This is a genomic window from Ruegeria sp. HKCCA4008 (assembly GCF_013033125.1).
GTDB lineage: Bacteria > Pseudomonadota > Alphaproteobacteria > Rhodobacterales > Rhodobacteraceae > Ruegeria.
This window is the reverse complement of the sequence record NZ_WQDM01000004.1, coordinates 29227-52275: the sequence shown is the minus strand read 5'-3', so window position 1 is coordinate 52275 and position 23049 is coordinate 29227. Positions and strand designations below refer to the sequence as shown.

Annotated in this window: 21 protein-coding genes and 1 pseudogene; 16 read left to right on the top strand and 6 right to left on the bottom strand. The window is 58.2% G+C overall.

From position 1 onward, the window contains the following. The first annotated feature begins 41 nt into the window (after positions 1–41). The gene (locus tag GOW60_RS10755) at positions 42–1055 is read left to right on the top strand and encodes a nuclear transport factor 2 family protein (RefSeq protein WP_171229259.1); all 1014 of its coding nucleotides are present in this window, start codon (positions 42–44) and stop codon (positions 1053–1055) included. Next, a complete protein-coding gene (locus GOW60_RS10750) occupies positions 1052–1924 on the top strand; it encodes an amidohydrolase (protein WP_171229258.1) in 873 nt (290 codons plus the stop codon). The genes GOW60_RS10755 and GOW60_RS10750 overlap by 4 nt, the downstream gene beginning before the upstream one ends. A gap of 97 nt (positions 1925–2021) precedes the next feature. On the opposite strand, the gene GOW60_RS10745 is transcribed toward GOW60_RS10750, so the two are convergent. From GOW60_RS10745 to GOW60_RS10730, 4 genes are read right to left on the bottom strand one after another with little or no spacing between them, the layout of a single operon-like run. Continuing rightward, a complete protein-coding gene (locus GOW60_RS10745; protein WP_171229257.1) occupies positions 2022–3059 on the bottom strand; it encodes an ACP S-malonyltransferase in 1038 nt (345 codons plus the stop codon). Further along, entirely contained in the window at positions 3056–5245 is a 2190-nt protein-coding gene (locus tag GOW60_RS10740) for a thiamine pyrophosphate-dependent enzyme (RefSeq protein WP_171229256.1), read from the bottom strand. The genes GOW60_RS10745 and GOW60_RS10740 overlap by 4 nt, the downstream gene beginning before the upstream one ends. 11 nt (positions 5246–5256) lie before the next feature. Continuing rightward, positions 5257–6459, bottom strand: a complete 1203-nt coding sequence (locus GOW60_RS10735) for an acyl-CoA dehydrogenase (protein ID WP_171229255.1) — start codon at positions 6457–6459, stop codon at positions 5257–5259. After that, positions 6456–7631: a pyridoxal phosphate-dependent aminotransferase gene (locus tag GOW60_RS10730; protein ID WP_171229254.1), complete on the bottom strand. Its 1176-nt coding sequence runs from the start codon at positions 7629–7631 to the stop codon at positions 6456–6458. The genes GOW60_RS10735 and GOW60_RS10730 overlap by 4 nt, the downstream gene beginning before the upstream one ends. A 98-nt stretch (positions 7632–7729) precedes the next feature. Between GOW60_RS10730 and GOW60_RS10725 the strand changes: the two genes are divergently transcribed. Next, a complete protein-coding gene (locus GOW60_RS10725; RefSeq protein ID WP_171229253.1) occupies positions 7730–8626 on the top strand; it encodes a LysR substrate-binding domain-containing protein in 897 nt (298 codons plus the stop codon). A 44-nt stretch (positions 8627–8670) separates the two neighbouring features. On the opposite strand, the gene GOW60_RS10720 is transcribed toward GOW60_RS10725, so the two are convergent. Then, a complete protein-coding gene (locus GOW60_RS10720) occupies positions 8671–9546 on the bottom strand; it encodes a LysR family transcriptional regulator (RefSeq protein ID WP_171229252.1) in 876 nt (291 codons plus the stop codon). Between the two features lie 132 nt (positions 9547–9678). Between GOW60_RS10720 and GOW60_RS10715 the strand changes: the two genes are divergently transcribed. The 13 genes and pseudogenes from GOW60_RS10715 to GOW60_RS10660 all read left to right on the top strand — a co-directional run bounded on the left by GOW60_RS10715 (position 9679) and on the right by GOW60_RS10660 (position 21052). Further along, complete coding sequence (locus tag GOW60_RS10715; RefSeq protein WP_171229251.1) at positions 9679–10644, top strand: NAD(P)-dependent oxidoreductase; 966 nt, start codon at positions 9679–9681, stop codon at positions 10642–10644. Between the two features lie 35 nt (positions 10645–10679). Continuing rightward, positions 10680–10892 carry a hypothetical protein gene (locus tag GOW60_RS10710; RefSeq protein WP_171229250.1) on the top strand — a complete coding sequence of 71 codons (213 nt, stop codon included), beginning with the start codon at positions 10680–10682 and terminating at the stop codon, positions 10890–10892. Positions 10893–10990: 98 nt separating this feature from the next. After that, positions 10991–12022 (top strand): sterol desaturase family protein, encoded by a 1032-nt coding sequence (locus GOW60_RS21420; RefSeq protein WP_171229249.1) that lies wholly within the window; start codon positions 10991–10993, stop codon positions 12020–12022. Positions 12023–12188: 166 nt separating this feature from the next. After that, positions 12189–13004 (top strand): PaaX family transcriptional regulator C-terminal domain-containing protein, encoded by an 816-nt coding sequence (locus GOW60_RS10700; protein ID WP_171229248.1) that lies wholly within the window; start codon positions 12189–12191, stop codon positions 13002–13004. Between the two features lie 231 nt (positions 13005–13235). Next, on the top strand, positions 13236–14438 hold the full coding sequence (gene pcaF, locus GOW60_RS10695) for a 3-oxoadipyl-CoA thiolase (protein ID WP_171229247.1): 1203 nt from the start codon (positions 13236–13238) through the stop codon (positions 14436–14438). Between the two features lie 15 nt (positions 14439–14453). Further along, a complete protein-coding gene (gene paaA / locus GOW60_RS10690; protein WP_171118422.1) occupies positions 14454–15431 on the top strand; it encodes a 1,2-phenylacetyl-CoA epoxidase subunit PaaA in 978 nt (325 codons plus the stop codon). Between the two features lie 23 nt (positions 15432–15454). Next, positions 15455–15739, top strand: coding sequence for a 1,2-phenylacetyl-CoA epoxidase subunit PaaB (gene paaB, locus GOW60_RS10685; protein ID WP_171118424.1), 285 nt, complete (start codon positions 15455–15457; stop codon positions 15737–15739). Next, positions 15739–16497: a 1,2-phenylacetyl-CoA epoxidase subunit PaaC gene (paaC, locus tag GOW60_RS10680; RefSeq protein ID WP_171229246.1), complete on the top strand. Its 759-nt coding sequence runs from the start codon at positions 15739–15741 to the stop codon at positions 16495–16497. Before paaB ends, paaC begins: the two co-directional genes overlap by 1 nt. 6 nt (positions 16498–16503) lie before the next feature. Further along, entirely contained in the window at positions 16504–16962 is a 459-nt protein-coding gene (gene paaD, locus GOW60_RS10675) for a 1,2-phenylacetyl-CoA epoxidase subunit PaaD (protein ID WP_171229245.1), read from the top strand. A 13-nt stretch (positions 16963–16975) separates the two neighbouring features. Beyond that, positions 16976–18049, top strand: coding sequence for a 2Fe-2S iron-sulfur cluster-binding protein (locus tag GOW60_RS10670; RefSeq protein ID WP_171229244.1), 1074 nt, complete (start codon positions 16976–16978; stop codon positions 18047–18049). 13 nt (positions 18050–18062) lie between these two features. Then, positions 18063–18824, top strand: coding sequence for a Phenylacetic acid catabolic protein (locus tag GOW60_RS10665; protein ID WP_171229243.1), 762 nt, complete (start codon positions 18063–18065; stop codon positions 18822–18824). A gap of 81 nt (positions 18825–18905) precedes the next feature. Continuing rightward, positions 18906–19165: pseudogene (locus GOW60_RS21130) on the top strand (transposase); the annotation flags it as partial. A gap of 255 nt (positions 19166–19420) precedes the next feature. Continuing rightward, complete coding sequence (locus GOW60_RS10660) at positions 19421–21052, top strand: bifunctional aspartate transaminase/aspartate 4-decarboxylase (protein ID WP_152460129.1); 1632 nt, start codon at positions 19421–19423, stop codon at positions 21050–21052. 117 nt (positions 21053–21169) lie between these two features. Here the strand turns inward: GOW60_RS10660 and aspT are convergent, their stop codons facing one another. Beyond that, a complete protein-coding gene (gene aspT, locus GOW60_RS10655; protein WP_171229242.1) occupies positions 21170–22870 on the bottom strand; it encodes an aspartate-alanine antiporter in 1701 nt (566 codons plus the stop codon). Positions 22871–23049: the final 179 nt, after the last annotated feature.

Here is a 23049-nt window from a genome sequence, read left to right as displayed (position 1 = left end):
ACTCAACCTGGCTTCGCGCCGCTCGCAAAACTTTGACTACAATGGTAAATACCGTGAACTTTCAGACAGAAAAAAAACTGGTCTCTGCGTTTCACACCGCATTGGAATCCGCCGCAGTGACGGAAACTCCGACGGTGATGAGCCAATTCTGCGCTTCGGATTCGAGGTGGCGCGGCTTTCATCCGTTCAACGAAATCAACGGCGCCGAACAGGTTGCCCGGAAATTCTGGCAGCCGCTGAAGGGCAGCCTTGCTCATTTGCGGAACCGAGTGGATATTCTGTTTGCGGGGCAAAACTCGTTGCGGAAAGAAACCGACGTTTGGGTTGTCGCCATGGGCCATCTGGTGGGGCTGTTCGACCGACCGTGGTTGGGTATTCGCCCAACCGGCAAGATGGCGTTCCTGCGATATTGCGCGTTCTACAAGGTGGCCGGTGACAGAATTGTCGAAACGGCGATGTATTTCGACATCCCGCACCTGATGGTCCAGGCCGGCCAGAATCCGTTCCCCCCGCAGACCGCGGCACATCTGGTGCAGCCCGGACCAAGGACCCATGATGGTTTGCTGCATGATGAGCAACCCGCTGACGAAGGCGAAAAAACGCTGGCGGTCATCAACGCGATGATCGCGGATCTGGGCCGTTGGGACAGCGGACTGTCGCTGGAAGAAGAATTGGCGCGTACGTGGCACCAGGACATGATCTGGTGGGGCCCCGAAGGAATTGGCGCGACCTACACGATCGAACGCTATGCCAGGCAACACTCCGGACCGTTTCGCGCTGCCTTCACGGACCGGTCAAAGACCAATCACGTCTGCCGTCTGGCCGAAGGGCATTACGGCGGTTTCTTTGGATGGCCCAACTTCACGGCCACGCCCACAGGGGGTTTCATGGGGATGCCAGCCACCGGAAAACCCGGTGAATTCAGGGTGATCGATATCTATCGCCGCGTCGAAGACAAGCTGGCCGAAAACTGGATCTTCATCGACTTGCTGCATTTCTGGAAAGGGCAGGGTGTGGATATTCTGGCGCGCACCACCGGGATTGAAGCATCATGAGGATAGATGCGCATCACCACCTGTGGGACCTTTCGGCCGTGCACTACCCCTGGCTTATGGAGAAAGGTATCGTTCGATTTTTCGGCGATCCGTCTTCCATCCAGCGGGACTATTTGCTCCCAGAGTTTCGCGCGGACGCCGAAGCCATGGGGTTCGGCGCTTCGGTTCACATTCAGGTCGGCGCCGCTGAGCCCTGGACCGAGGCGCAGTGGGTACAATCCGTTGCCGACCAGTTCCCTGACTGGCCGTTGGTGCAGGTGGCATTCTGCGATTTGACCTCGGATGATCTGGATGCACAGCTCGACCGTCTTCAAACCCTGCCTTCGGTGCGCGGCGTTCGTCAGATTATCGGCCGCGCTCCGGGTGAAGACGCCTCAACTGGCACGAACGCGTTGCTTGAAGACCCAAAGTTCTTGACTGGTCTGAAGCAACTGGGCGCGCGCGGTCTTTCCTTTGATCTTCAGCTGCTGCCAGAGCTGATGGGTCAAACCGCGAATATCCTTGCACAGGCCTCGGAGACCCGGATCGCTCTTTGCCACGCAGGGTCGCCATACGACCGGACCCCGCAAGGGTTGCGACGGTGGGCAGATGAATTGACGGCCTTGTCAAACCTGCCACATGTCTATTGCAAACTCTCCGGCCTGGGAATGTTCGACCACGATTGGAATGCTGAGAGCGTCTCGCCGATCGTTTCAACCTGCCTGTCCCAATTTGGCGCCGATCGTTGCATGTTCGGATCGAATTTCCCGGTCGACAGCCTTACCTCGACCTACAGGGAAACCGTTTCCCGGCATGAGACGCTCATCCCGGGGGCGATGCTGGACGACGTCTTTCGCGGCACGTCAGAACGTTTCTATCGCATTGAATAGCGCCGGAATTGACAAACCGGGTTCGCTGCACCGGTTTTCTGAAACGGCTTGGCAACCTCGGCGCGCCGGCTCTGAGGCTGACCGGCGGCCCGCAGGTTCATGTCACCTGTTTCCTTTGATCATCCATTCCCATCGAACACATAATCGGGCTGTTTCTTTGGCGAGACTGAAATGTCGACTTGTCCGACAGTCCGGACCAATTGTTCAGGATCAGGCTTTGCGCGACGGCACCGCCCAGCGTGGTGCCGGGACCCGTAACAATGAAAAGATCCGGCGCGAACTCATGCGCGGCCTGTGCGATGGCATGGGTGAAATCATAAGTTTCCCTCACTTGGTGGCCCAGGGTGTAATCCCAAAGCGCATTCGGGTCGCATGCTCCGGGCCACCATATCCGGCCACGCCCGTCGATCAGGGGCAGGTCCGGCTGCCGGAACAGGCCAGGGCTCAGTTGTGTGCGGCCCTGCGCCGAAACCGGAGCCTGAAGATGCGAATGGAACCCGGCATGGTTGGCCAATCGCATGGGAAAACGTTCCTGAACCACCGGTACGGCCTTTTCGAACGCGGCCAGACCGGCGTCGTCGCCTGCAAGCACCAACATGCCGCCCAGATCAATCGACAGGGTCAGCGTCGCATCGGTTCGGTCGATGTCATCCACCAAGGCAAGCAGCTCTGCCTTGCGGGCCTGGTCAGGATGCCAGTCGGACTCCATGAAAGGATAGATCAATTGACCACCGATCATGTTTTCCTGCATCAGAGTGCCCATGGTGTTGACCACCTCGAACCCTCCTTCGGCGGACAGCGCACCGCCGCAGGCCAGTGCCGAATACCAGCCCATCGAATTTCCCGTCACCGCAACCACTTCGATTTTGTCAGGATTGATGGCGCGGAAATCACCCAAAGTCGCGGCATAGATCAAAGCAGATGCATTGTCGCCGCGCGTGTGCTTGGCAATGGAATATCGGGCGGCACCGTCCAGTTCGCTGAGCGTGTCTTGCCCCTGCGCGCGCCGCATATCATCAAAGCGCCTCAGAAGCGCTTTGTCACTGAATTGCCGGCCCAGGACGCCCAGTTCGGGTTTGTTGTAAGTACCGCGGCCAGGGCAGATGACGACGGCAGTTTGTTTGGCGGAACTCATGTGCCGACCTCCATCAAGGATCGCGCGGCGGCTTCGATGCTGTCCTTCGATGGCATGGTCGCAGCATAGGCCGGGCCCGTGGCGATAAAGCTGTCTTCTGCGGTGATGCGGGCCAGCGGCACATCGCTTGTTTCATGAAAATGCGCCATCAGAGCTTCGGCCACGCCGCCATGGTGGCGGGTTTCGTCGACGATCAGGATGCGTTTGGCCCCGGTCACGGCCTGTGTCAGTGCCGCTTTGGGCAAAGGGGACAACCAGCGCATATCGATGATCCGTGTCTTGATCCCGTCGGCCAGCAAGGCCGCGCATGCCTGATGGCTGAGATAGACGCCGTTTCCAAAGGTGACGATGGCCAGATCGTCGCCGTTACCGTCCACGCCCACCTCGCCGAAGCCGATCTTTTCAGAAGGGTCGGGATAGGTTTGCATCCAGCCGCCGTCTCCGGCCTCGTGCAGGTCCCGCATCGGGTAGAGGGCGATGGGTTCGAGGAAAACGACCAGCCGCTGTTCTTCACGCGCAAGGCGCACGCATTCACGCAGCATCCGCGCGGCGTCGGCACCGTTCGACGGGCAGGCCAGGATCAGGCCCGGGATGTCGCGCAATACAGCGACCGAGTTGTCATTGTGGAAATGTCCGCCAAACCCTTTTTGATACCCCAGCCCGGCAATGCGCACGACCATCGGGTTGGTGTATTGACCATTCGAGAAAAAGGGCAGGGTGGCGGCCTCACCTCGCAGCTGGTCTTCGGCATTGTGAAGATAGGCCAGAAACTGGATTTCCGGCATTGGCGTGAACCCGTTCTGAGCCATGCCGATCGCCAGGCCCAGGATCGACTGTTCGTCCAGCAACGTGTCGATCATCCGGTCAGGGCCAAACCGTGTTTGCAGCTTTTGGGTCACGCCGTAAACGCCGCCCTTGCGCCCGACATCTTCGCCCATCATGACGATCTCGCCATGTTCCAGCATCAGATCGGTCAGTGCCCAGTTGATCAATCGCGACATGATCTGCGGTTCGGAATGGGCCTTGAGATCGCCGCCGAACACCTCGGCCCTACGCTCGGGTGAAGGGCCGTTGGTCGGCGCGCAGGGGCGTGCCGGCGGGATCAGGCTGGCCATCACCTCTTTTGCGTTTTGCAGGCGAGGGCGCGTGATGGCCTGATCGGCCACGCGGGCGACCCGGGCGCAGGTATCATTGTAGACGCTCAGCGCCTGTTCCGGGCTCATCGCGCCGCACTGATCCAACAGGCGCACGGAATGCAGCAGCGGGTCGTTGGCTTCTTCGGCCTCAACCTCGGCCTTTGGCATATAGGTGGTTGGCATATCGGCCCCGGCGTGACCGTACAGGCGAACAGTCCGAACATGCAGGAAAGCAGGTTTCCTGCGGCTGCGCACATAGTCGGCCGCCTGTTGCGCAACGCGATAGGTGTCGAACAGATCCAACCCGTCGCACGAGAAATACTTCAGGCCCGGACGGTTAGCGAATGTGGCCGCGATCCAGCCTTTCGGCGTTTTGGTCGAGATACCGATCCCGTTGTCTTCGCAGCAGAACAGAAGGGGCAGAGGCACAGATTGAAAGGACGTCCACTGCGCCGTGTTGAACGCGCCCTGTGCGGTGGAGTGGTTGGCCGAGGCATCCCCGAACGAGCAATAGACGATGGCATCCTCGGGCATGTCTGCATGTTCAGGGCGATGACGCCGTGCAGCAGCGACGGCATATGCCGCGCCGACCGCCTTCGGCAGATGGCTGGCGATGGTCGAGGTCTGCGGCGGAATGCACAGCGCTTTCGATCCCAGAACCTTGTGACGCCCGCCACTGATCGGATCCTCGGAAGACGAGGCAAAGGACAGCAGAATATCCCATGTCGGGCTTTGGCCCGGCACCTGATCCGCGCGGGCAATCTGAAAGGCCGCATCGCGGTAGTGCAGAAAGGCCGGATCGGTCGGGCGCAGGGCCGCGGCAACGGCCGCCATGCCCTCATGCCCGGACGACCCGATCGTATAGAACCCCTGGCCCGCCTTCTGCATCGCGCGGCTTTGCCGGTCCAGCGCGCGGCTCAGGCATTGCGCCCTGTAAAGCGCGACGGCTTGATGACCGCTCAGCGGCCCGGCCGCTGCGGACCCTTCGGGAAAGTCCCGCGCCGCAACACGGCGCAGGAAATTGTCATGCACGATTGCGGCGCGATCCATGTCAGATGTCCTTAGGCGAAGGCTTGCAGACCTGTCTGCGCACGGCCAAGGATCAGGGCATGCACATCATGGGTGCCTTCATAGGTGTTGACGGTTTCAAGGTTCACCATGTGGCGGATCACGTGGAAGTCCTGACTGATCCCGTTGCCACCATGCATGTCGCGGGCATGGCGGGCGATCTCAAGTGCCTTGCCGCAATTGTTCCGTTTGATCAGGCTGACCATCTCGGGCGCGGCGCGGGCTTCGTCCATCAGGCGACCCACGCGCAACGCGGCTTGCAGGCCCAGCGTGATTTCGGTCTGCATGTTGGCAAGCTTCAGCTGGAACAGTTGTGTCTGCGCAAGCGGACGGCCGAACTGTTTGCGGTCAAGCCCATATTGCCGGGCCGCGTGCCAGCACGCCTCGGCGGCACCCATCGACCCCCAGGCAATGCCGTAACGCGCACGGTTCAGACAGCCGAACGGGCCTTTCAAACCTTCGACGTTGGGCAGCAGGGCATCCTCGCCGACCTCGACATTGTTCATCACGATCTCACCGGTGATCGAGGCGCGCAAGGACAGCTTGCCTTCGATCTTGGGGGCCGACAGTCCAGCCGTTCCCTTGTCCAGAACAAAGCCCTTGATCTTGCCGCCATGCGCCTCGGATTTGGCCCAAACGACGAACACATCGGCGATCGGGGCGTTCGAGATCCACATTTTCGACCCGTTCAGCACATAGCCGCCCTCGGTTTTCTTCGCGACAGTCTTCATCGAGCCGGGGTCCGAACCGGCATCGGGTTCCGTCAGCCCGAAGCAGCCTATAAATTCGCCGGTTGCCAGTTTGGGCAGGTACTTCTGGCGCTGCTCTTCGGTGCCGTAAGCGTAGATCGGATACATCACCAGGCTGGACTGCACCGACATCATCGAACGATAGCCGCTGTCCACACGCTCGACCTCGCGCGCGACCAGACCATAGGTCACATAGCTGGACCCAATGCCGCCATATTCCTCGGGGATGGTTGTCCCCAGCAAACCCATCTCACCCATCTCGCGAAAGATGGCCGGGTCGGTTTCTTCATTGGCAAACGCGGCAGTTACCCGAGACAGCAGCTTGTCCTGCGCGTAGGCATGCGCAGCGTCACGAACCATGCGTTCGTCTTCGGCCAGCTGGTCTTCCAGCAGGAACGGGTCGTCCCAGGTAAAGGGGCCAAGGTGCGGGGAGGATTGAGGTTTCATGCAAGTTTCCTTTCCACAGCGGTTTTCAGACGCGCAAGGCCCGCTGCAATTGTATCTTCAGCATATGCGAACGACAGGCGAAGATGGCCCGGCATCCCAAAGGCGCGGCCGGGCACCAGGGCAACGCCGGCATCTTCCAGCAACCACGTGCAGAATTCCGCGTCGCTGTCAAATGGCCCGCCTTGTTCCTTCAACAGGCCAGTGCAGGACGGAAAGGCGTAAAACGCCCCGTCCGGGGTGGAACAGCGCAGCCCGGGTACTGCGTTCAACCCGTCGACGACCAGATCGCGGCGCGCGGCAAAGAGGGCGCGGCGCTCCTCCAGCAACTCGGGGTCGCAAGTGATTGCGGCCAGCGACGCCCATTGCGAGATCGAGCATGCCCCCGATGTGACCTGACCCTGAACAGCGACCATGGCGCTTATCAGATCGGACGGTCCGATCCCCCAGCCGATGCGCCATCCGGTCATCGACCACGCCTTGGCCACACCGTTGACGATCAGCATGCGATGGGTTAGCGCCGGGGCGGCCTCGGCCGCGGACGTGAAAGGTGCAAAGCTGAGATGGCGATAAATCTCATCGGCCAGAACCCAGACCTGCGAGTGGCGCTCCAGCACGTCTGCCAGCCCCGCAAGTTCTTCCTTCGAGTAAATCGCGCCCGACGGGTTCGAGGGTGAATTCAGCATCAGCCAGCGCGTGCGCGGTGTGATGGCGGCCTGCAATTGTTCAGGCAGCAGTTTGAAGCCCTGCTCCATCGGGCAGGGCAGAACAACCGGCACCCCACCTGCCATCCGAACAATATCGGAATAGCTGGTCCAATAGGGGGCGGGCATGATGACCTCGTCGCCGGGGTTAAGGCTGGCCAGCATGGCATTTGCGATCACCTGTTTCGCGCCTGTTGATACGATGACCTGAGCCATCTCGGCACCTGCCTGTCGGGCAATTTCCGTGCGCAGTTCAGGCACACCCGCAGTGGGCGGGTACCTGGTTTTGCCCTCCAGTGCCGCTGAATGCGCAGCTTCGACCACATGGGGCGGGGTCGGCAGGTCCGGTTCGCCGGTAGACAGCGCCAGAATATCACGCCCCTGGGCGCGCAGGCGGGCGGCGGCCTCTGAGATCTGGACGATTTCCGACAATTCGATACCGTTCAACCGGTCAGCGCGCTGGAACACCATGAACCTTCCTCTGCAAACAGGTTCGGTTTTAGCCACAAAGTCACTTGAGAAAAATACGCCAATGAGTATCTTTTCAGTGACTAAAACTCATGAATAACATGCCCCGGATCAACTCACTGCCATCGCTGGCCCTTATGCGCAGTTTCGAAGCCGCCGCGCGCCATGAAAGCTATACCATGGCGGCCGAAGAGCTTGGCGTGACGCAAAGCGCGATCAGCCGCCAGGTCCGAGAGCTTGAGGCCGCGATTGGCGTTACGCTGTTTCGGCGGGTTGGACGCGCAGTGCGCCTTTCCAAAGCGGGGCGGGCCTTGCGGGACGAGCTGGCAGGTGATCTTGAACGTCTCAGTGGTACGATCAACCGTGCGATTGCAGCCGGAGACGGTGCGTCGCTTTTGACCCTGGCCGTCCTACCCACCTTTGCGACACGGTGGCTGGTGCCGCGCCTGGCGGATTTCAAAACGCGCCATCCCGGGATCGAACTGGATCTGCACTCTTACACGACGCCTTTCAGCCTTGAAGAACGACGTATGGATCTGGCCATCCATTTCGGGCAGGAGGATTGGCCGGGCGCGCAATTGCGCAGGTTGTTCCCCGAGCGTCTGGTGGTCACGGCAGCACCCGCGCTGCTGAGACGTCACAGGCTGGACACCCGCGCGCAAACCTTTGAGCTGCCGCTTTTGCATCTGACCTCGCGCCCCGAGCTGTGGTCTACCTATCACTCTCAGCTCGGGCTGGATCCGGGAGCGGTTTTTCCGGGGATGCGGTTTGATCAGTTCTCGATGCTGATCGAGGCCGCCGTCGTCGGTTTGGGTGCCGCCATTCTGCCCTCGTATTTGATTGAAGAAGAGCTGGCGTCCGGCGTTCTGACCGAAATCGGCCAGATCGCCAACACGTCGAACAGCGCCTATTACATCGCGACGCCAACAGGTCAGAAGAACGACGCCGTTCAAGTTTTTGCAAACTGGATCAGCAAGCAGACGCGGGCACGCGCGTAACTGGTCAAATACAGAAGATCGAACTCATTGCCCGCAGGCACATCTCAGGCGAAAATCTGTTTGAGCCAGGTTTCAAACATCTGTTTGGCGGCAGAGTTCGCGTTTGATCTCTGACCATCGACAAGGAAATGGCTCTGTTCGATTGGAACGGCGTCCCCGACAATCGCGATGGACCTTCCGGCCTTGATTGCGGTTCTGGCAAAGCGCTCAAGGATTACTGCGTAACCTCCACCTTCCGCCACGATGTCCACGGCGGCAATTGTCGTGTCCACGGTGAAGCAAGACGCCGCAGGAGAATATTCTGTGCCGAAAGCGGAAAAATACCGGTGCCACATGTCCTGAAATCCCAAAATCTGTATCTGGGGTTTGACCAGCAGTTCTTCCGTCGAAGGCCATTTCCGATCTCGGGATCCGGCTGCAACCGGTACGATACGTTCGTCCGAGATCTTGCTGAACGGCCCGTCGTTCCATTCCCCGTTTCCCAAACGCAGCTCGACATCGACGTTTTCCCTGCCCGCGGATTCTGCCCAGATATTTGAAACCAACCTGATCGATACACCCGGGTGTGCGCGTGAAAACTCGGGCAATCTGCCGGCAAGGAACAAGCTGGCCGTGGAAATCGGCACACGCACGACCAGCTCGTGCTTGTGACCGGAGCCAAACAGGCTTGCGGTCGACAGATCAATATCGCCCAAGGCGCGCCGAACTGAAAACGCATAGGCCTGCCCGACCTCTGTCAGGCTGAGGTTGCGCGCGGCACGAAAGAACAAAGGGCAGCCCAGCTGTGCTTCCAATGAGCGGACGTGCAGGCTCAGGGCCGTCTGTGTGATGCCAAGCTCTTCTGCCGCAGCAGTAAAGCTCATATGCCGTGCGGCGCAGTCAAAAGACCGCAGCCAGACCAGATTGGGCGATTTTGACATTTCCAGCACCAAAAAATTTTATGGATACCGGCGATATTTATTCGTTTTACACGCTGCATTCAACGCCCGTAGATTTCATCAGGGAAAAACAGCGCTGGTCCTCTGATTGGCCACCGGAAAGGGAACGCAGGTATGAAAGTTGGATTCATCGGCCTTGGAAATGTCGGCGGGAAACTCAGCGGCAGTTTGCTGCGCAATGGCGTTGATCTGACCGTACATGATCTGAACTCTGACCTGGTGTCAGGTTTCGTCGACCGCGGGGCAAAGGCTGCCGAGAATCCGGCACAACTGATGCGGGATTGTGATGCGGTGATCACCTGCCTGCCTTCTCCGGCTGCTTCGGACGCTGTGATGCAGGACATGCTGCCCGAAGTGACCGAGGGCAAAATCTGGATGGAGATGTCCACCACGGATGAAGCTGAGGTCAAGCGTCTGGGTGCGATGGTGAAGGAACGCGGTGGTGCTGTCGTCGATTGTCCGGTCTCGGGCGGGTGTCATCGGGCGGATACCGGCAACATTTCGATTTTAGCCGGATGTGATCGCGCCACGTTCGAACGAATTCTGCCCTTTCTGACCACGATGGGGCGTCGCATCCTTCATACCGGTGAGCTGGGATCTGCTTCGGTGCTGAAGGTGCTGACCAACTATCTGGCCACTGCAAACCTGATCACCTGTTCAGAGGCGCTTGTCGTCGCCAAGGCCGCCGGAATGGATTTGAATACGGCGTATGAGGCAATGAAGATCAGTTCGGGGACATCCTTCGTGCATGAAACCGAAAGTCAGGTCATCCTCAACGGATCTCGCGATATCTCGTTCACGATGGACCTGGTGTTGAAGGATATCGGCCTGTTTCAGGAGGTGGCGGATCGCGCCGGGGTGCCGCTGGAGATCAATCCGCTGATGATCGAGATTTTCAAGGACGGGATCGAGAAATACGGACCTCGTGAGTTTTCCCCCAACATCATCCGCCGTCTCGAAGACAAAACCGGGCTGGATATCCGCGCGCCGGGGTTCCCATCGGAAATGCTGGACGATGAACCCGAAGAGCCCGGGTACGAAGTGATCCCGCAAGGATCTGACCTGAAGGCCGCCGAATAGGGCGGTGCGCGGCGGGCAGGAAACGGATCTACAGCATGGCGGATCATCATCCTTGCGCCGTTACATTCGCCGACATGGGGGGATCCTGCACCACGCCTGAAGCAAATCGGCTGGAACGTCTGGCCGTTTTTCGTGCCGCCGTTTCTGAGGGGAGCGGTTCGCTTTCCGCTGCCGGTGTCCGCAAGAAACCGGATGGGCGGGGTAGGTTGCGCAAGGCGCTCGATAACCACCGCCCGTTCCACGAATAGGTCACATCATGTATCGCCGGCCATCACGCAAATATCCTTACGAGCCGCCTCCGGCCTGGTCCTGAAAAAGGCGACTTTATTCAGGAAAGGACAATCACGTGACGACCCAAGATGCGAACCTTCAGGACACCACCAAGGCACGCCCCGCGCCCGGCCCCATGAGCCGCGAATGGCATTGGCACCCGGACTTGCCGGTGAAATACGCCCCGTACTGGAACTGGCCGCCGAAAATCGGCGTCCTGGCGAAATGGGTTTGGCAGAACTGGCTTCAGTTCTCGGACCGCTCGATCTTTCTGGCCTTGGCCTTCCTAGTGGCCTTCTGGGTACAACCCGTCGATGCCGGGCAGGCCTCGTTTGCCTCGGGCTGGATGTCATGGGTATTCATTCGGAACTGGGTGCTGCTGTTGATCGTCGCCGGTGGTCTGCACATGTGGTTCTACGGCGTTGGCGGGCAGGGAAAGCTGCTGAAATACGACCCACGGCCTTACATGAAGCGCCAGAACGCTTTGTACAAGTTCGGCTATCAGACCTGGGACAACATCTACCATTCGATGGTCTTTGGCGCGACATTCCTGTCGATGCTGGAGTGCTTTCTGCGCTGGATGTATGCCAACGACTATATCGCCACGCTCAGCTTCACGGCGCATCCGGTCTGGTTCGTGCTGCTGTTTCCGATCCTGGCGATCTGGCAGAGCTTTCATTTCTACGTGGTGCATCTATTTCTGCATCAGCCATTCATCTACAGACATGTTCACGCCGTGCATCACCGCAACGTCAACACCGGCCCATGGTCGGGCATGTCGATGCATCCGGTCGAGGCTTTGGGGTATCTCAGTGCCATCCTGATCGTGCTGGTGCTGCCCAGCAACCCGGTGCACATGATCTTTCTGGGGTATTGGCTGATGTTGGGTGCCGCCTCGTCTCATTCCGGGTACGAGGCCATCTGGGCGCGCGACCGTCAGGCGTTGTTGATCGGGGCGTTTTTCCACCAGTTGCATCACCGGTATTACGAATGCAATTACGGCAACGCGGAAATGCCCTGGGACAAGTGGTTCGGAACCTATCACGATGGCTCGGAAGAGGCCACGAAACGAACTCGCAACCGCAAACGTGACATGCACGCCAAATAGAGCGGCAGGCAACGCGGCGCGCGCAGGTGGCGCTGCCTCGGCCGATCATTTGTCTTGCCCGACAACGCTTGACTGAACCGACCCCGTTGGCGCAATCCTGACCCTGTACGAAACCGGGCGCGCGGGGCCGGATGGCATTTCCTTCGGGCCCGATTATACTGGGCAAATGAAAGATACCGCTCCAGACTGGTTTGAAACCTGTGTCAGCCGGCTGACCACGACAAGCACCCAGCGGGTGTGGTCTGTTCTGGTCACGATTTTCGGCGATCTGGCGCAGGATGGATCAGATCAGATCAGCGGATCACTCATCACCGCGCTTACGCGTCTGGCGGGGATCAGGGCCGAGGCCACGCGTGTTGCCTTGCATCGTTTGCGCAAGGAAGGCTGGATTGAAAGCACGCGGGTTGGTCGGAACAGTCTACACAGGCTGACCAGCTTTGGCCGCCGTCAAAGCGTTGCAGCCGCGCCGCGTATCTATTCCCGCGACCCGAACATGCCTGATATCTGGCATGTCCTCATCGCCAGCAACTCGGAAAGTTCCCGAAAGGAATTGTCGGACCTGATGCTGACGGGGGATTACTTCTCGCTGAATGCGTCCACGGCCATGGCGCCCGGGCCGATGCCGAATGATCTTGAAGAGCTTCTGGGTTTCGAGAGCGACACGATGTCCGTCCCGAACTGGCTTCGCGACCTGTGCGGGCCGGAGCCGTTGAAAACCGCCTATGATCAGTTCTGGGATGCCATTCAGGTTGTTGAGCGGCTTTTGCCCGCAGAGGGGGCGGGCGATCCGATGCGGTCGGCGGTTCTGCGCGTACTGGTGGTGCATGCCTGGCGACGTCTCGTTCTGCGCCATCCAAGCCTGCCGCCGGTTTTCCTGCCGAACGACTGGAAAGGCGCCGCATGCAGAGAAGCTGTCTCGCACTTGTTGGACAGGCTACCGCGCCCCTCGCTATCGAGCTTGGAAGCCGAACTGATGGACTGACCCACAGCGGGGCAAAGTTCGGGCGAGCTGTTGGATGTCCTGCCATCGCTAAGGGCTGCGTCGTCTTTTTTGCAGTCAAGAACATCTCTTTGGTCAGCAGTCACCTTTAATGTTACAAGATGAGCGACACATGAGAAGATTGAGTAACATAAGACTTGCATCGAATCAGGGGAAGATTTATTAACCGACCAGACGGTTGATATTGTTCCACGGGAACAGGAGTACTCTAAGATGGACGCTTTCATTTGTGACGCGACGCGCACTCCGATCGGACGCTACGGAGGAGCGCTTTCGTCGGTCCGCACAGATGATCTGGCTGCTCTGCCGTTGGCGGCATTGAAGGCGCGCAACCCTCAGGTCGACTGGGCCAGTGTTGACGACGTGATCTATGGCGATGCCAATCAGGCGGGTGAGAGCAACCGAAACGTTGCGCGTATGGCGGCACTGCTGGCGGGTTTGCCGATTGACGTTCCGGGAACGACGGTGAACCGTCTGTGTGCCAGCGGCATGGACGCCGTGGGAATGGCGGCGCGCGGCATCAAGGCGGGCGACTATGATTTGGCCATTGCGGGTGGCGTGGAAAGCATGTCCCGTGCGCCGTTCGTCATGCCCAAGGCAAGCTCGGCGTTCACCCGCAGCAACGCGGTGTACGACACCACGATCGGGTGGCGTTTCGTGAACCCAAAGATGAAGCAGGCATACGGCGTCGATTCCATGCCGCAAACGGCCGACAATGTCGCGGAAGATTATGGTATCAGCCGGGAAGACCAGGATGCCTTTGCCGCGCGCAGCCAGTCCCGCTGGGCCGCCGCGCATGCGGCTGGGGTGTTCAAGGATGAAATCACCCCGGTTTCGGTTCCCCAGCGCAAGGGTGATCCGATTGTCGTTGATACGGACGAGCACCCGCGCCCGGGAACTACGGCAGAAAAACTCGCGGGTCTGAAAGGTGTGAACGGGCCCGACAAAACCGTGACGGCGGGAAATGCGTCCGGTGTGAATGATGGCGCGGCGGCGATCCTGATGGCGAATGAGGCCGCGGCAGCCCAGAACGGTCTGACCCCGATGGCCCGTGTGGTTGGCATGTCGGTTGCGGGTGTTGCGCCACGTGTGATGGGCATCGGCCCGGTGCCGGCCAGCCGCAAGGTGCTGGCCCGCGCAGGGCTGAGCGTGGATCAGATGGACGTGATCGAACTGAACGAGGCGTTTGCGTCTCAGGGTCTTGCCACCTTGCGCGAGCTGGGCCTTCCTGACGACGCGCCCCATGTGAACCCCAACGGTGGCGCAATAGCGCTGGGACATCCCCTTGGCATGAGCGGTGCGCGTCTTGTGCTGACCGCGGCCTATCAATTGAAACGTACCGGCGGGCGCTATGCCCTGTGCACCATGTGTGTGGGTGTCGGGCAGGGTGCGGCCCTTATACTTGAACGCGTGTAACGGAGGAGACGGGACATGTATGCTCAGATGGTAGAATCCGAAGCGTCGAATGAAGATCCGGACAAGCTTGCTGAATTCCAGGCGCGGATCGACGCGGATATCAAGATCGAGCCAAAGGACTGGATGCCTCATGGGTATCGCAAGACGCTGATCCGTCAGATTGGACAGCACGCTCATTCCGAGATTGTGGGCCAATTGCCGGAAGGCAACTGGATCACGCGCGCGCCGACGCTGGAGCGGAAGGCGATCCTTCTCGCCAAGGTGCAGGACGAGGCCGGGCACGGTCTTTACCTGTATTGTGCTGCCGAAACGTTGGGTGTCAGCCGCGATGAACTGACCGAGATGCTGCTGGATGGCCGCATGAAATACTCGTCGATCTTCAATTACCCGACCTTGAACTGGGCCGATATCGGTGCGGTCGGGTGGCTGGTTGACGGGGCGGCGATCATGAACCAGGTGCCGCTGCAAAGAACGTCCTACGGGCCGTATTCGCGCGCGATGATCCGCATCTGCAAGGAAGAAAGCTTTCACCAGCGTCAGGGTTACGATGCCATTCGCAAAATGGCCGAAGGCACGCCCGAGCAACGCAAGATGGCGCAGGATGCGATGAACCGCTTCTGGTACCCGTCACTGATGATGTTCGGCCCCTCCGACAAGGACTCGGTGCATTCGGCACAGTCGATGGCGTGGAAGATCAAGATCAACACCAATGACGAGCTGCGCCAGAAATTCGTCGACCAGACCGTGCCGCAGGCTGAATATCTGGGTCTGACAATCCCTGATCCGGATCTGAAGTGGAATGAAGAGCGGGGGCATTACGACTTTACGGAACCCGACTGGTCGGAATTCTTTGACGTGATCAAAGGCAACGGCCCCTGCAACGTGGATCGGCTGGCCGCGCGCAACAAGGCATGGGACGACGGCAAGTGGGTCCGTGACGGGCTGCTGGCCCACGCCCGCAAGAAACAGGCCGGCAATCTGGCTGCTGAATAAGCTTACCCTGAGGAGGATACCCGATGAATACCGAATGGCCCCTGTGGGAAATCTTCATCCGCGGTCAGCATGGGATGAGCCACCGACATGTCGGTTCGCTACATGCCCCTGACGCGGAAATGGCAATCAAGAACGCGCGCGATGTCTACACCCGCCGCAACGAAGGCGTCTCGATCTGGGTGGTCGAAGCCAACAACATCTCGGCGTCGTCGCCCAGCGACAAAGGCCCGCTGTACGAACCGAGCCAAAGCAAAGTTTACCGCCACCCGACTTTCTTCGACATTCCCGATGAAGTGGGGGCAATGTGATGACCCGGGACGAGGCATTTCTGCAATTCCTGCTGCGGATGGGGGACAACACCCTGATCCTCGGCCATCGTGTCAGTGAGTGGTGCGGCCATGCGCCGGTTCTGGAAGAAGACATAGCGCTGGCCAACACCGCGCTGGACCTGATTGGCCAGACCCAGATGTGGCTGGGCCTTGCGGGAGAGGCCGATGGTGGCAAAAGCGCCGACGAGCTGGCTTTCCTGCGCGACGCCTGGGATTTCCGCAACGTGTTGCTGGTCGAAGTGCCGAACGGCGATTTCGGCCGTACGCTGATGCGTCAATTCCTGTTCGATGCGTGGCACTCGATCATGCTGGGGCGCCTGATGGCTTCCTCGGACGAGCGGGTCGCGGCAATCGCCGCCAAGGCCAGCAAGGAAGTGACCTACCATCTGGAACGTTCGGGCGACACGGTTGTCGGGCTTGGTGATGGAACCGAGGAAAGCCATGCCCGGATGCAGGATGCTCTGGATTACCTGTGGCCCTATGTGGGCGAGATGTTTGCCAGCGACGAGGTGGACGCCCAGATGGTCGCCGCAGGGATCGCTCCGAATCCGGCGGATTTGCGAGAGGAATACGACGCTCTGGTTGAGCGGGTCCTCAATCAGGCAACTCTGACCATTCCGGAAAGCCGTTTTGCCCATAAAGGCGGCCGCGACGGGCGCATGCATACCGAACATCTGGGCCATCTGCTGACGCAGATGCAATGGCTGCAACGCGCCTATCCCGGAGCAAAGTGGTAAAAGCGGATGCGGGTCTCGACTGACCAGATATGGAGCTGGCTGGATGCCGTGCCCGATCCCGAAATCCCGGTGATCTCCGTCGTGGATTTGGGCATTGTGCGCGATGTGCGCTGGGACGCTGACACGCTGGTCGTAACCGTCACGCCAACGTATTCCGGTTGCCCGGCGACATCCATCATTAGTATGGATATCGAAACCGCCCTGCGCGATCACGGCATCGGGGATCTGCTCATAGAAACCAGCATTTCACCCGCCTGGACCACCGATTGGCTCAGCGAAAAAGGCCGCGCCAAGCTGGAAGATTATGGCATTGCGCCGCCGCAACCCGCGGGCGGCCCGGATCGCTGCCCCCATTGCGGCAGCAAAGCAGTCGAAAAGGTCAGCCAGTTCGGCTCGACCCCGTGCAAGGCCCATTGGCGCTGCGCGGACTGTCTGGAACCCTTTGACTATTTCAAGTGCATCTGAGGAGGAGCACCGGATGGCACGTTTTCACGACCTGAAAGTCACCGACATCCACAAAACCATCCGCGATGCGGTTGTCGTTACGCTTGAACCCGTTAACGGCGCAACGGAACAGTTCGACTTCGCCGCCGGCCAGTACCTGACGTTCCGGCGCGAATTCGACGGTGAAGAACTGCGCCGCTCCTACTCCATCTGTGCCGGCAAGGATGACGGTGTTCTTCAGGTTGGCATAAAACGTGTCGAGGGTGGCGCGTTCTCAAGCTGGGCAAATGAAGAGCTCAACATAGGTGACGTTGTGCAGGCGATGCCGCCCATGGGCAATTTCCACGTACCCATCGATGCGGATGCGGAAAAACAATATCTTGGCTTCGCCGGCGGATCGGGGATCACACCTGTTCTGTCGATCCTCAAAACCACGTTGGCCCGCGAACCCAAATCCCGATTTACGCTGATCTATGCCAACAAGGGCATCAACACGATCATGTTCCGTGAGGAACTGGAGGATCTGAAGAACCTCTATATGGGTCGGCTGAACGTCATCCACATTCTGGAAACCGACGCGCAGGAGATTGACCTGTTCACCGGTCTGGTAACGCAGGAAAAATGCCGTGAGCTGTTCAAGCACTGGATCGATGTCAAGAATGCAGACACCGCATTCATCTGCGGACCAGAGCCGATGATGCTGGGCATTGCCGCCGCTCTGCGGGAACACGGACTTGAGGACAGCCAGATCAAGTTCGAACTCTTCGCCAGCGCCCAGCCGGGTCGGGCCAGGCGCAAGACAGACGCGGCCGACGCAGGCACGCAGGCAAACCAGACCAGTGCTTCGATCACACTGGACGGCGCGACGCAGACCGTCACCTTGCCGAAGGATCAGTCCATTCTGGATGCCGCCCTGGAAAACGCCATGGACGCACCTTACGCCTGCAAGGCCGGGGTCTGTTCAACCTGCCGCTGCCGTGTTCTTGAGGGCGAAGTCGAGATGCTCGCCAATCACGCGCTGGAAGATTACGAGGTCGAAAAAGGTTACGTGCTGAGTTGTCAGGCTTACCCGGTGACCGACCGCGTGGTCGTGGACTACGACCAGTAAAGGGAGAGGATCAATGACCGACGCCATGACACTTGACAGCTATCTGGCCGCAGGCGGAGTGCTGACCAATCCGACCAACGTACCGCCGCGTTACCGCGCCGAGCTGATGAAACTGATGGCTACGTTTGTAGACAGCGAACTCGCAGGTGCCGCAGGCTTTGCTGATGTCATCAACCAGGGCCCCGGCATAAAGGAACGCATCGCGGCGGCGAAGATCGTGTTGGAAAAGACGGACCATGCGGATCGGGTTCTGAAAATCATGGGTGAGTTCGGCGCCGACACGGATCGTTATGCCACGCATCACCCGTGGACTGCCCGGTTGGATCGAAAAGCGGATATCGGCGCGACCCGCAGCGAACATGACATGCGGCTTGCGGTGTTCAATTATCCGATTTCCGGTTGGACTGATGCCGTCGTCATGAACCTGCTGATGAGCCGTGCCGTGGCAGAGCAACTGGCGGAGTTCTCGACCGTCTCTTACCAGCCACTGGCCGAGGCTTTCCGGCAGATCGCACCGATCGAGGCGCATCACGGCGAACTGGCGTTGGAAGGCGCTGTGAAGCTGGTTGAAAACGGAGCGTCGCAAGACATGCAAGACGCTGTGGACTATTGGTGGCCACGCGTAGCAGTGTCTTTCGGGAGGGATGACCCGAACCGATTTGAGCATCTGAGATCACTTGGTTTGCGCCATAGCACCAACGCTGCCCTTCGGGAACGTTGGGCTCGGTCAGCGGACGAAGCTCTGAAACAGTTGGGTTTGAATTCACCCTCATAGTGCCACGATGCATCCAATTTCAAGGTACTTCAGGGTACACGTCCTAGAAAACAGAGCGGTGACACGCGTGATCCTTTCTGGTTGACTGACGAGCAGGAGGCCAGGCTCGCCCCCTTCTTAGCGGAGTCGCGTGCCACGCCTCGGGCTGATGACAAACGGGTATTAAGCGGGACTATCTTCATCAATCGCAATGGTTCGCGGTGGCGCGACACTCCCAAAAAAACAGAGCGTACAACTCGCTTTACAGCCGGAGAAAGCGTTGGTGCGAGAAAGGTATCTTCGCCCGAATGTTGGCCGGCCTTGTTGCCGGGCAGGGCGAGAAGAAGAAGACTGTGATGATCCCTCTCGTGACATCATTGGCGTGCTACCCTGTTGGGCAATAGGCGCGACCTGTTCCAGGATCTTTCAATCAGCGATCGCACCCGCAGCAACAGTCGTTTACTGGTTAGGAATCGCGACCCCAGAGCCTGTTTTGAAGTTCATGGTTTTCTTTTCGTCGGTCGCTCCATTCTGATAGTTCTGTTTACATTTGCACATCACCTTGCATACGATCCGGTTGAATTCTTTCGATTGTTCTAACGCAAAGGTTTGATGCCATGGCAGAAACGCTGGACCTGCATAAGTTCGAGAACCTAAGTCCTTTCCAGATCAAAGACGAACTCATAAAGCTGGCGCAGAGGGAGTCGCGCCAAATGGCACTGCCATATTTGAACGCAGGGCGCGGCAACCCGAATTGGATCGCTACCAAGGCGAGAGAGGCGTTCTTCCTTTTGGGTCAGTTCGCGATGACCGAGGCACAGCGACATCGCAATGAACCACAAGTTGGACTAGCCGGTATGCCACAAGGGCCGGGATGTTACGAACGGCTCAAGGCATACTGCGCCGAAACGTCGGAAAAAAACGGTCCTCCGGGTGCAGATACTTTGGTGGCCGTGGTGGATTTTGCGATTGAAAAATTTGGTTTCACAGCAGACGATTTCGTACTCGAATTGACCGACGGTATCATTGGCGACCACTACCCGATGCCGGACAGGTGCTTGGAACACAATGAGGCGATCGTCCACGAATACGTGATGTGGGCGATGTGCGCAGGCCATCGGCCCGACGCAAAGTTCGATATCTACGCAGTAGAGGGCGGAACTGCTGCGATGTGCTATATTTTCAAGGCGCTCAAGAACCAGCGGTTGCTTAATGCAGGCGACACAATTGCATTGGGCACGCCGATCTTCACGCCTTATCTGGAAATGCCGGTGCTTGAAGATTACGGGTTGAATACTGTGGATGTGTCTTCTGCTGAAGAAGATCATTTTCAACTTAACGACAACGATTTTGAACTGCTGGCCGATCCCAAAGTCAAAGCGCTGTTCTTGGTCAACCCAGGGAATCCATCCTCTGTCGCGATCAGCCCCGAAGTCATGACCCGACTTGTGGACTTCGTAAAGACCCGCCGTCCTGACCTGATCATATTGACAGATGATGTCTACGGCACCTTCGTACCTGACTTTCAATCGGTGATGGGGCATCTTCCTGAAAATACGATCGGGGTTTACTCCTACTCGAAGTATTTTGGTTGCACGGGCTGGCGTCTGGGCGCAATTCTGGTGGCCGAGAACAACATCTTCGACAAGATGATTGCTGAGGCACCGGACGAGACCAAAGCTGTGGTGAACGCCCGGTATGAATCGCTGACCCCCGACCCGTCCTCGTTCAAGTTCATTGACCGGATCGTCGCCGACAGCCGGGATGTCGCACTAAATCACACTGCGGGTCTGTCGGTGCCACAACAAGTGATGATGACATTGTTCTCGCTTGTCGAGTTGATGGACCAAGAAAAAGTTTATCAGAAGTTCTGTTGGGGTATCTTGAAGCACCGTTTTGATGAACTGGTCGACGGATTGGGCGTTGAAGTCGCCGACAACCCGTTGTTCGACAAGTATTATGGCATCATAGATTTCGAGTTCTGGCTGCGGAAATACGTCGGCGAAGATGTGGTCGAATGGATCAAGGAAAACGTTCACCCGTTGGATATCTCGTTCAAACTGGCGCAGGACCACGGAATCGTGCTGTTGAACGGGTCCGGTTTTGATGCGCCCAACTGGTCTGCACGCGTGTCTTTCGCCAATTTGGACGACAGTGCCTATCGCCAGATCGGTCGCGCTGTACGGGCTGTGGCCGTTGGATATGTGCAGGCTTATCGCGCGTCAAAAGGATTGCCGTTGCACGGTTAAAAACATGGCCGCTGAGGACGCAGGCGACCCAAACTATCAGCCTGTCTTCTCAGCGGGTCATGTCCTAGCCGCATGCCACATAGTCGCGATCGAAAGTTGAGGTAATTCTGAAGCGACTTACGGTACGAACGCCACAACGAGCGGGCCCCAGAGCGTCAAAAAGATATTTGCAACCGCATAGGTCATGGTGAACGCTGGCGTGGGGGTGGAGTTCCCTGCCTTTTCAAGCAACGTGGCAAACCCCGGGTTCCCGGACCGGGACCCGGTAACAACCGCGCAGGCTTCGACCGGGTTTTTGATGCGCAAGACATAGTAGTTAATAGGGAATTGAACAATCATTGGCATCATTGTGACCAGGACTCCCAACAGAAGCAGGGTAACGCCGTACTGTTGAATTGCTTCCAGAGCAGGTTTACCGGCATTCAAACCAACAACCCCGACGAATACCGCCAATCCGAAACTCTGCAGAAAATTTGCGGCCCCATGGTTGATCCCGCCGATCTTTGGTCGGCGAATACGCAAATACCCGATTATCAACCCTGTCACGAGGCACCCAAGGCCCGAGCCGAGCGACACTTTGGTTCCAGCGATCACGAAGCTGATTTCGCCAATCAAATAGCCAATTGCCACACCAATCCCCAACGCGATGAAATTTGTGGCCGAAGCCAATGGCGGTACATATCCCGCCTCTTTTGCCGCACGATTCAAATCGTCTTTGTGGCCGACGATGCAGATCTCATCGCCTGCATGAATTTCGGTATTTTGCAGCACCGGCACTTCGTGACCCATTCGGGTAATCTTTGAGATGTGAACGCCGCGTCGTTGATCGGCTGTCAGGGCTTCGCGCAATTCGGCAAGAGTTTTACCTGTCAGTTTCCGATTAGTGACAACAACATTTCGACGTTCTTCCACCACCGTCAATTCAGGTGGGTACTCACCAATTTCTCCGCTTGCACTACCTTCGAACCGGGTCAGGGTTGTAACAAGCCCCGATACAACGATGACGTCTCCTGGGCTGATAACCATGTCCGGTTTTGGATCTAACGGGGCACCTTCATGCAGAATTTTCTCGACGATCAGGTCGCCGTCGTAAGTGTTTTCGATGGATTTAACTGACTCTCCTGCAATCGAGGCGTCGGAACCTACCTGATAGGCGCGGGCGTTAAAGCGGTTCATTGGGAGGAACTCGCCTTCTTCCAGTTTGCGGCCACCTCCGCTGAGTTTTTGGGCCAGCTTAATCGCCTCTTTACGCAGATCCACGCGCATTATGATTGGAATGACACTCACCGCCAAAATTGGCCCGATCGAGCCGAAGATGTAAGTGACTGAATATCCCACGGCGATGTTGGTTTTGAGCTTTTCCGCTTCGTCAGCGGCCAGCCCAAGCAGGTCGATGGCATTTCCAGCGGTACCAATGATTGCGGATTGCGTAAGCCCTCCTGCAGCCAGCCCGGCGGCCAACCCTTTGTCCAACCCAGCCAAACGGGCGACGACCACCACAAAGAAAAGTCCCCAGACAGTCATCATAAATGCAGCCAGTAACTTGGTAAGTGCGGTTCGGTTCAGAGCTGCAAAAAATTGAGGGCCACCATTATAGCCGACCATAAAAATGAAGAGAGAGAAGAAAATATTCTGGACATCGGTGCTTAGGTTAATGCCCCCGATTTGACCTACAAGAACGGCCACCAAAAGGGTTCCGGCGATGCCACCAAGTTCGAACTTGCCGACCCTGAACTTTCCAACGCCATAACCTAAGCCCAGACAAAGAAACAGCGCCATAATCGGGAAGGTACGAAGCTGCTCAGAAATCAATTCCATTTTGAAATCTCCTGCGTCTCTCTTCAGGGTCGTTCCGATCAAGATACAGTGACTAACTATATTGAAAACAAAAAAACAATGTGACTGACGTAGCGCGAGGATTTAAGAGCACAGCGCTTTGCATCTCTATTCCGGCGGAAAGGTTTCGAAAAAGAGCTAATGTGCATAGGCGAGGATTC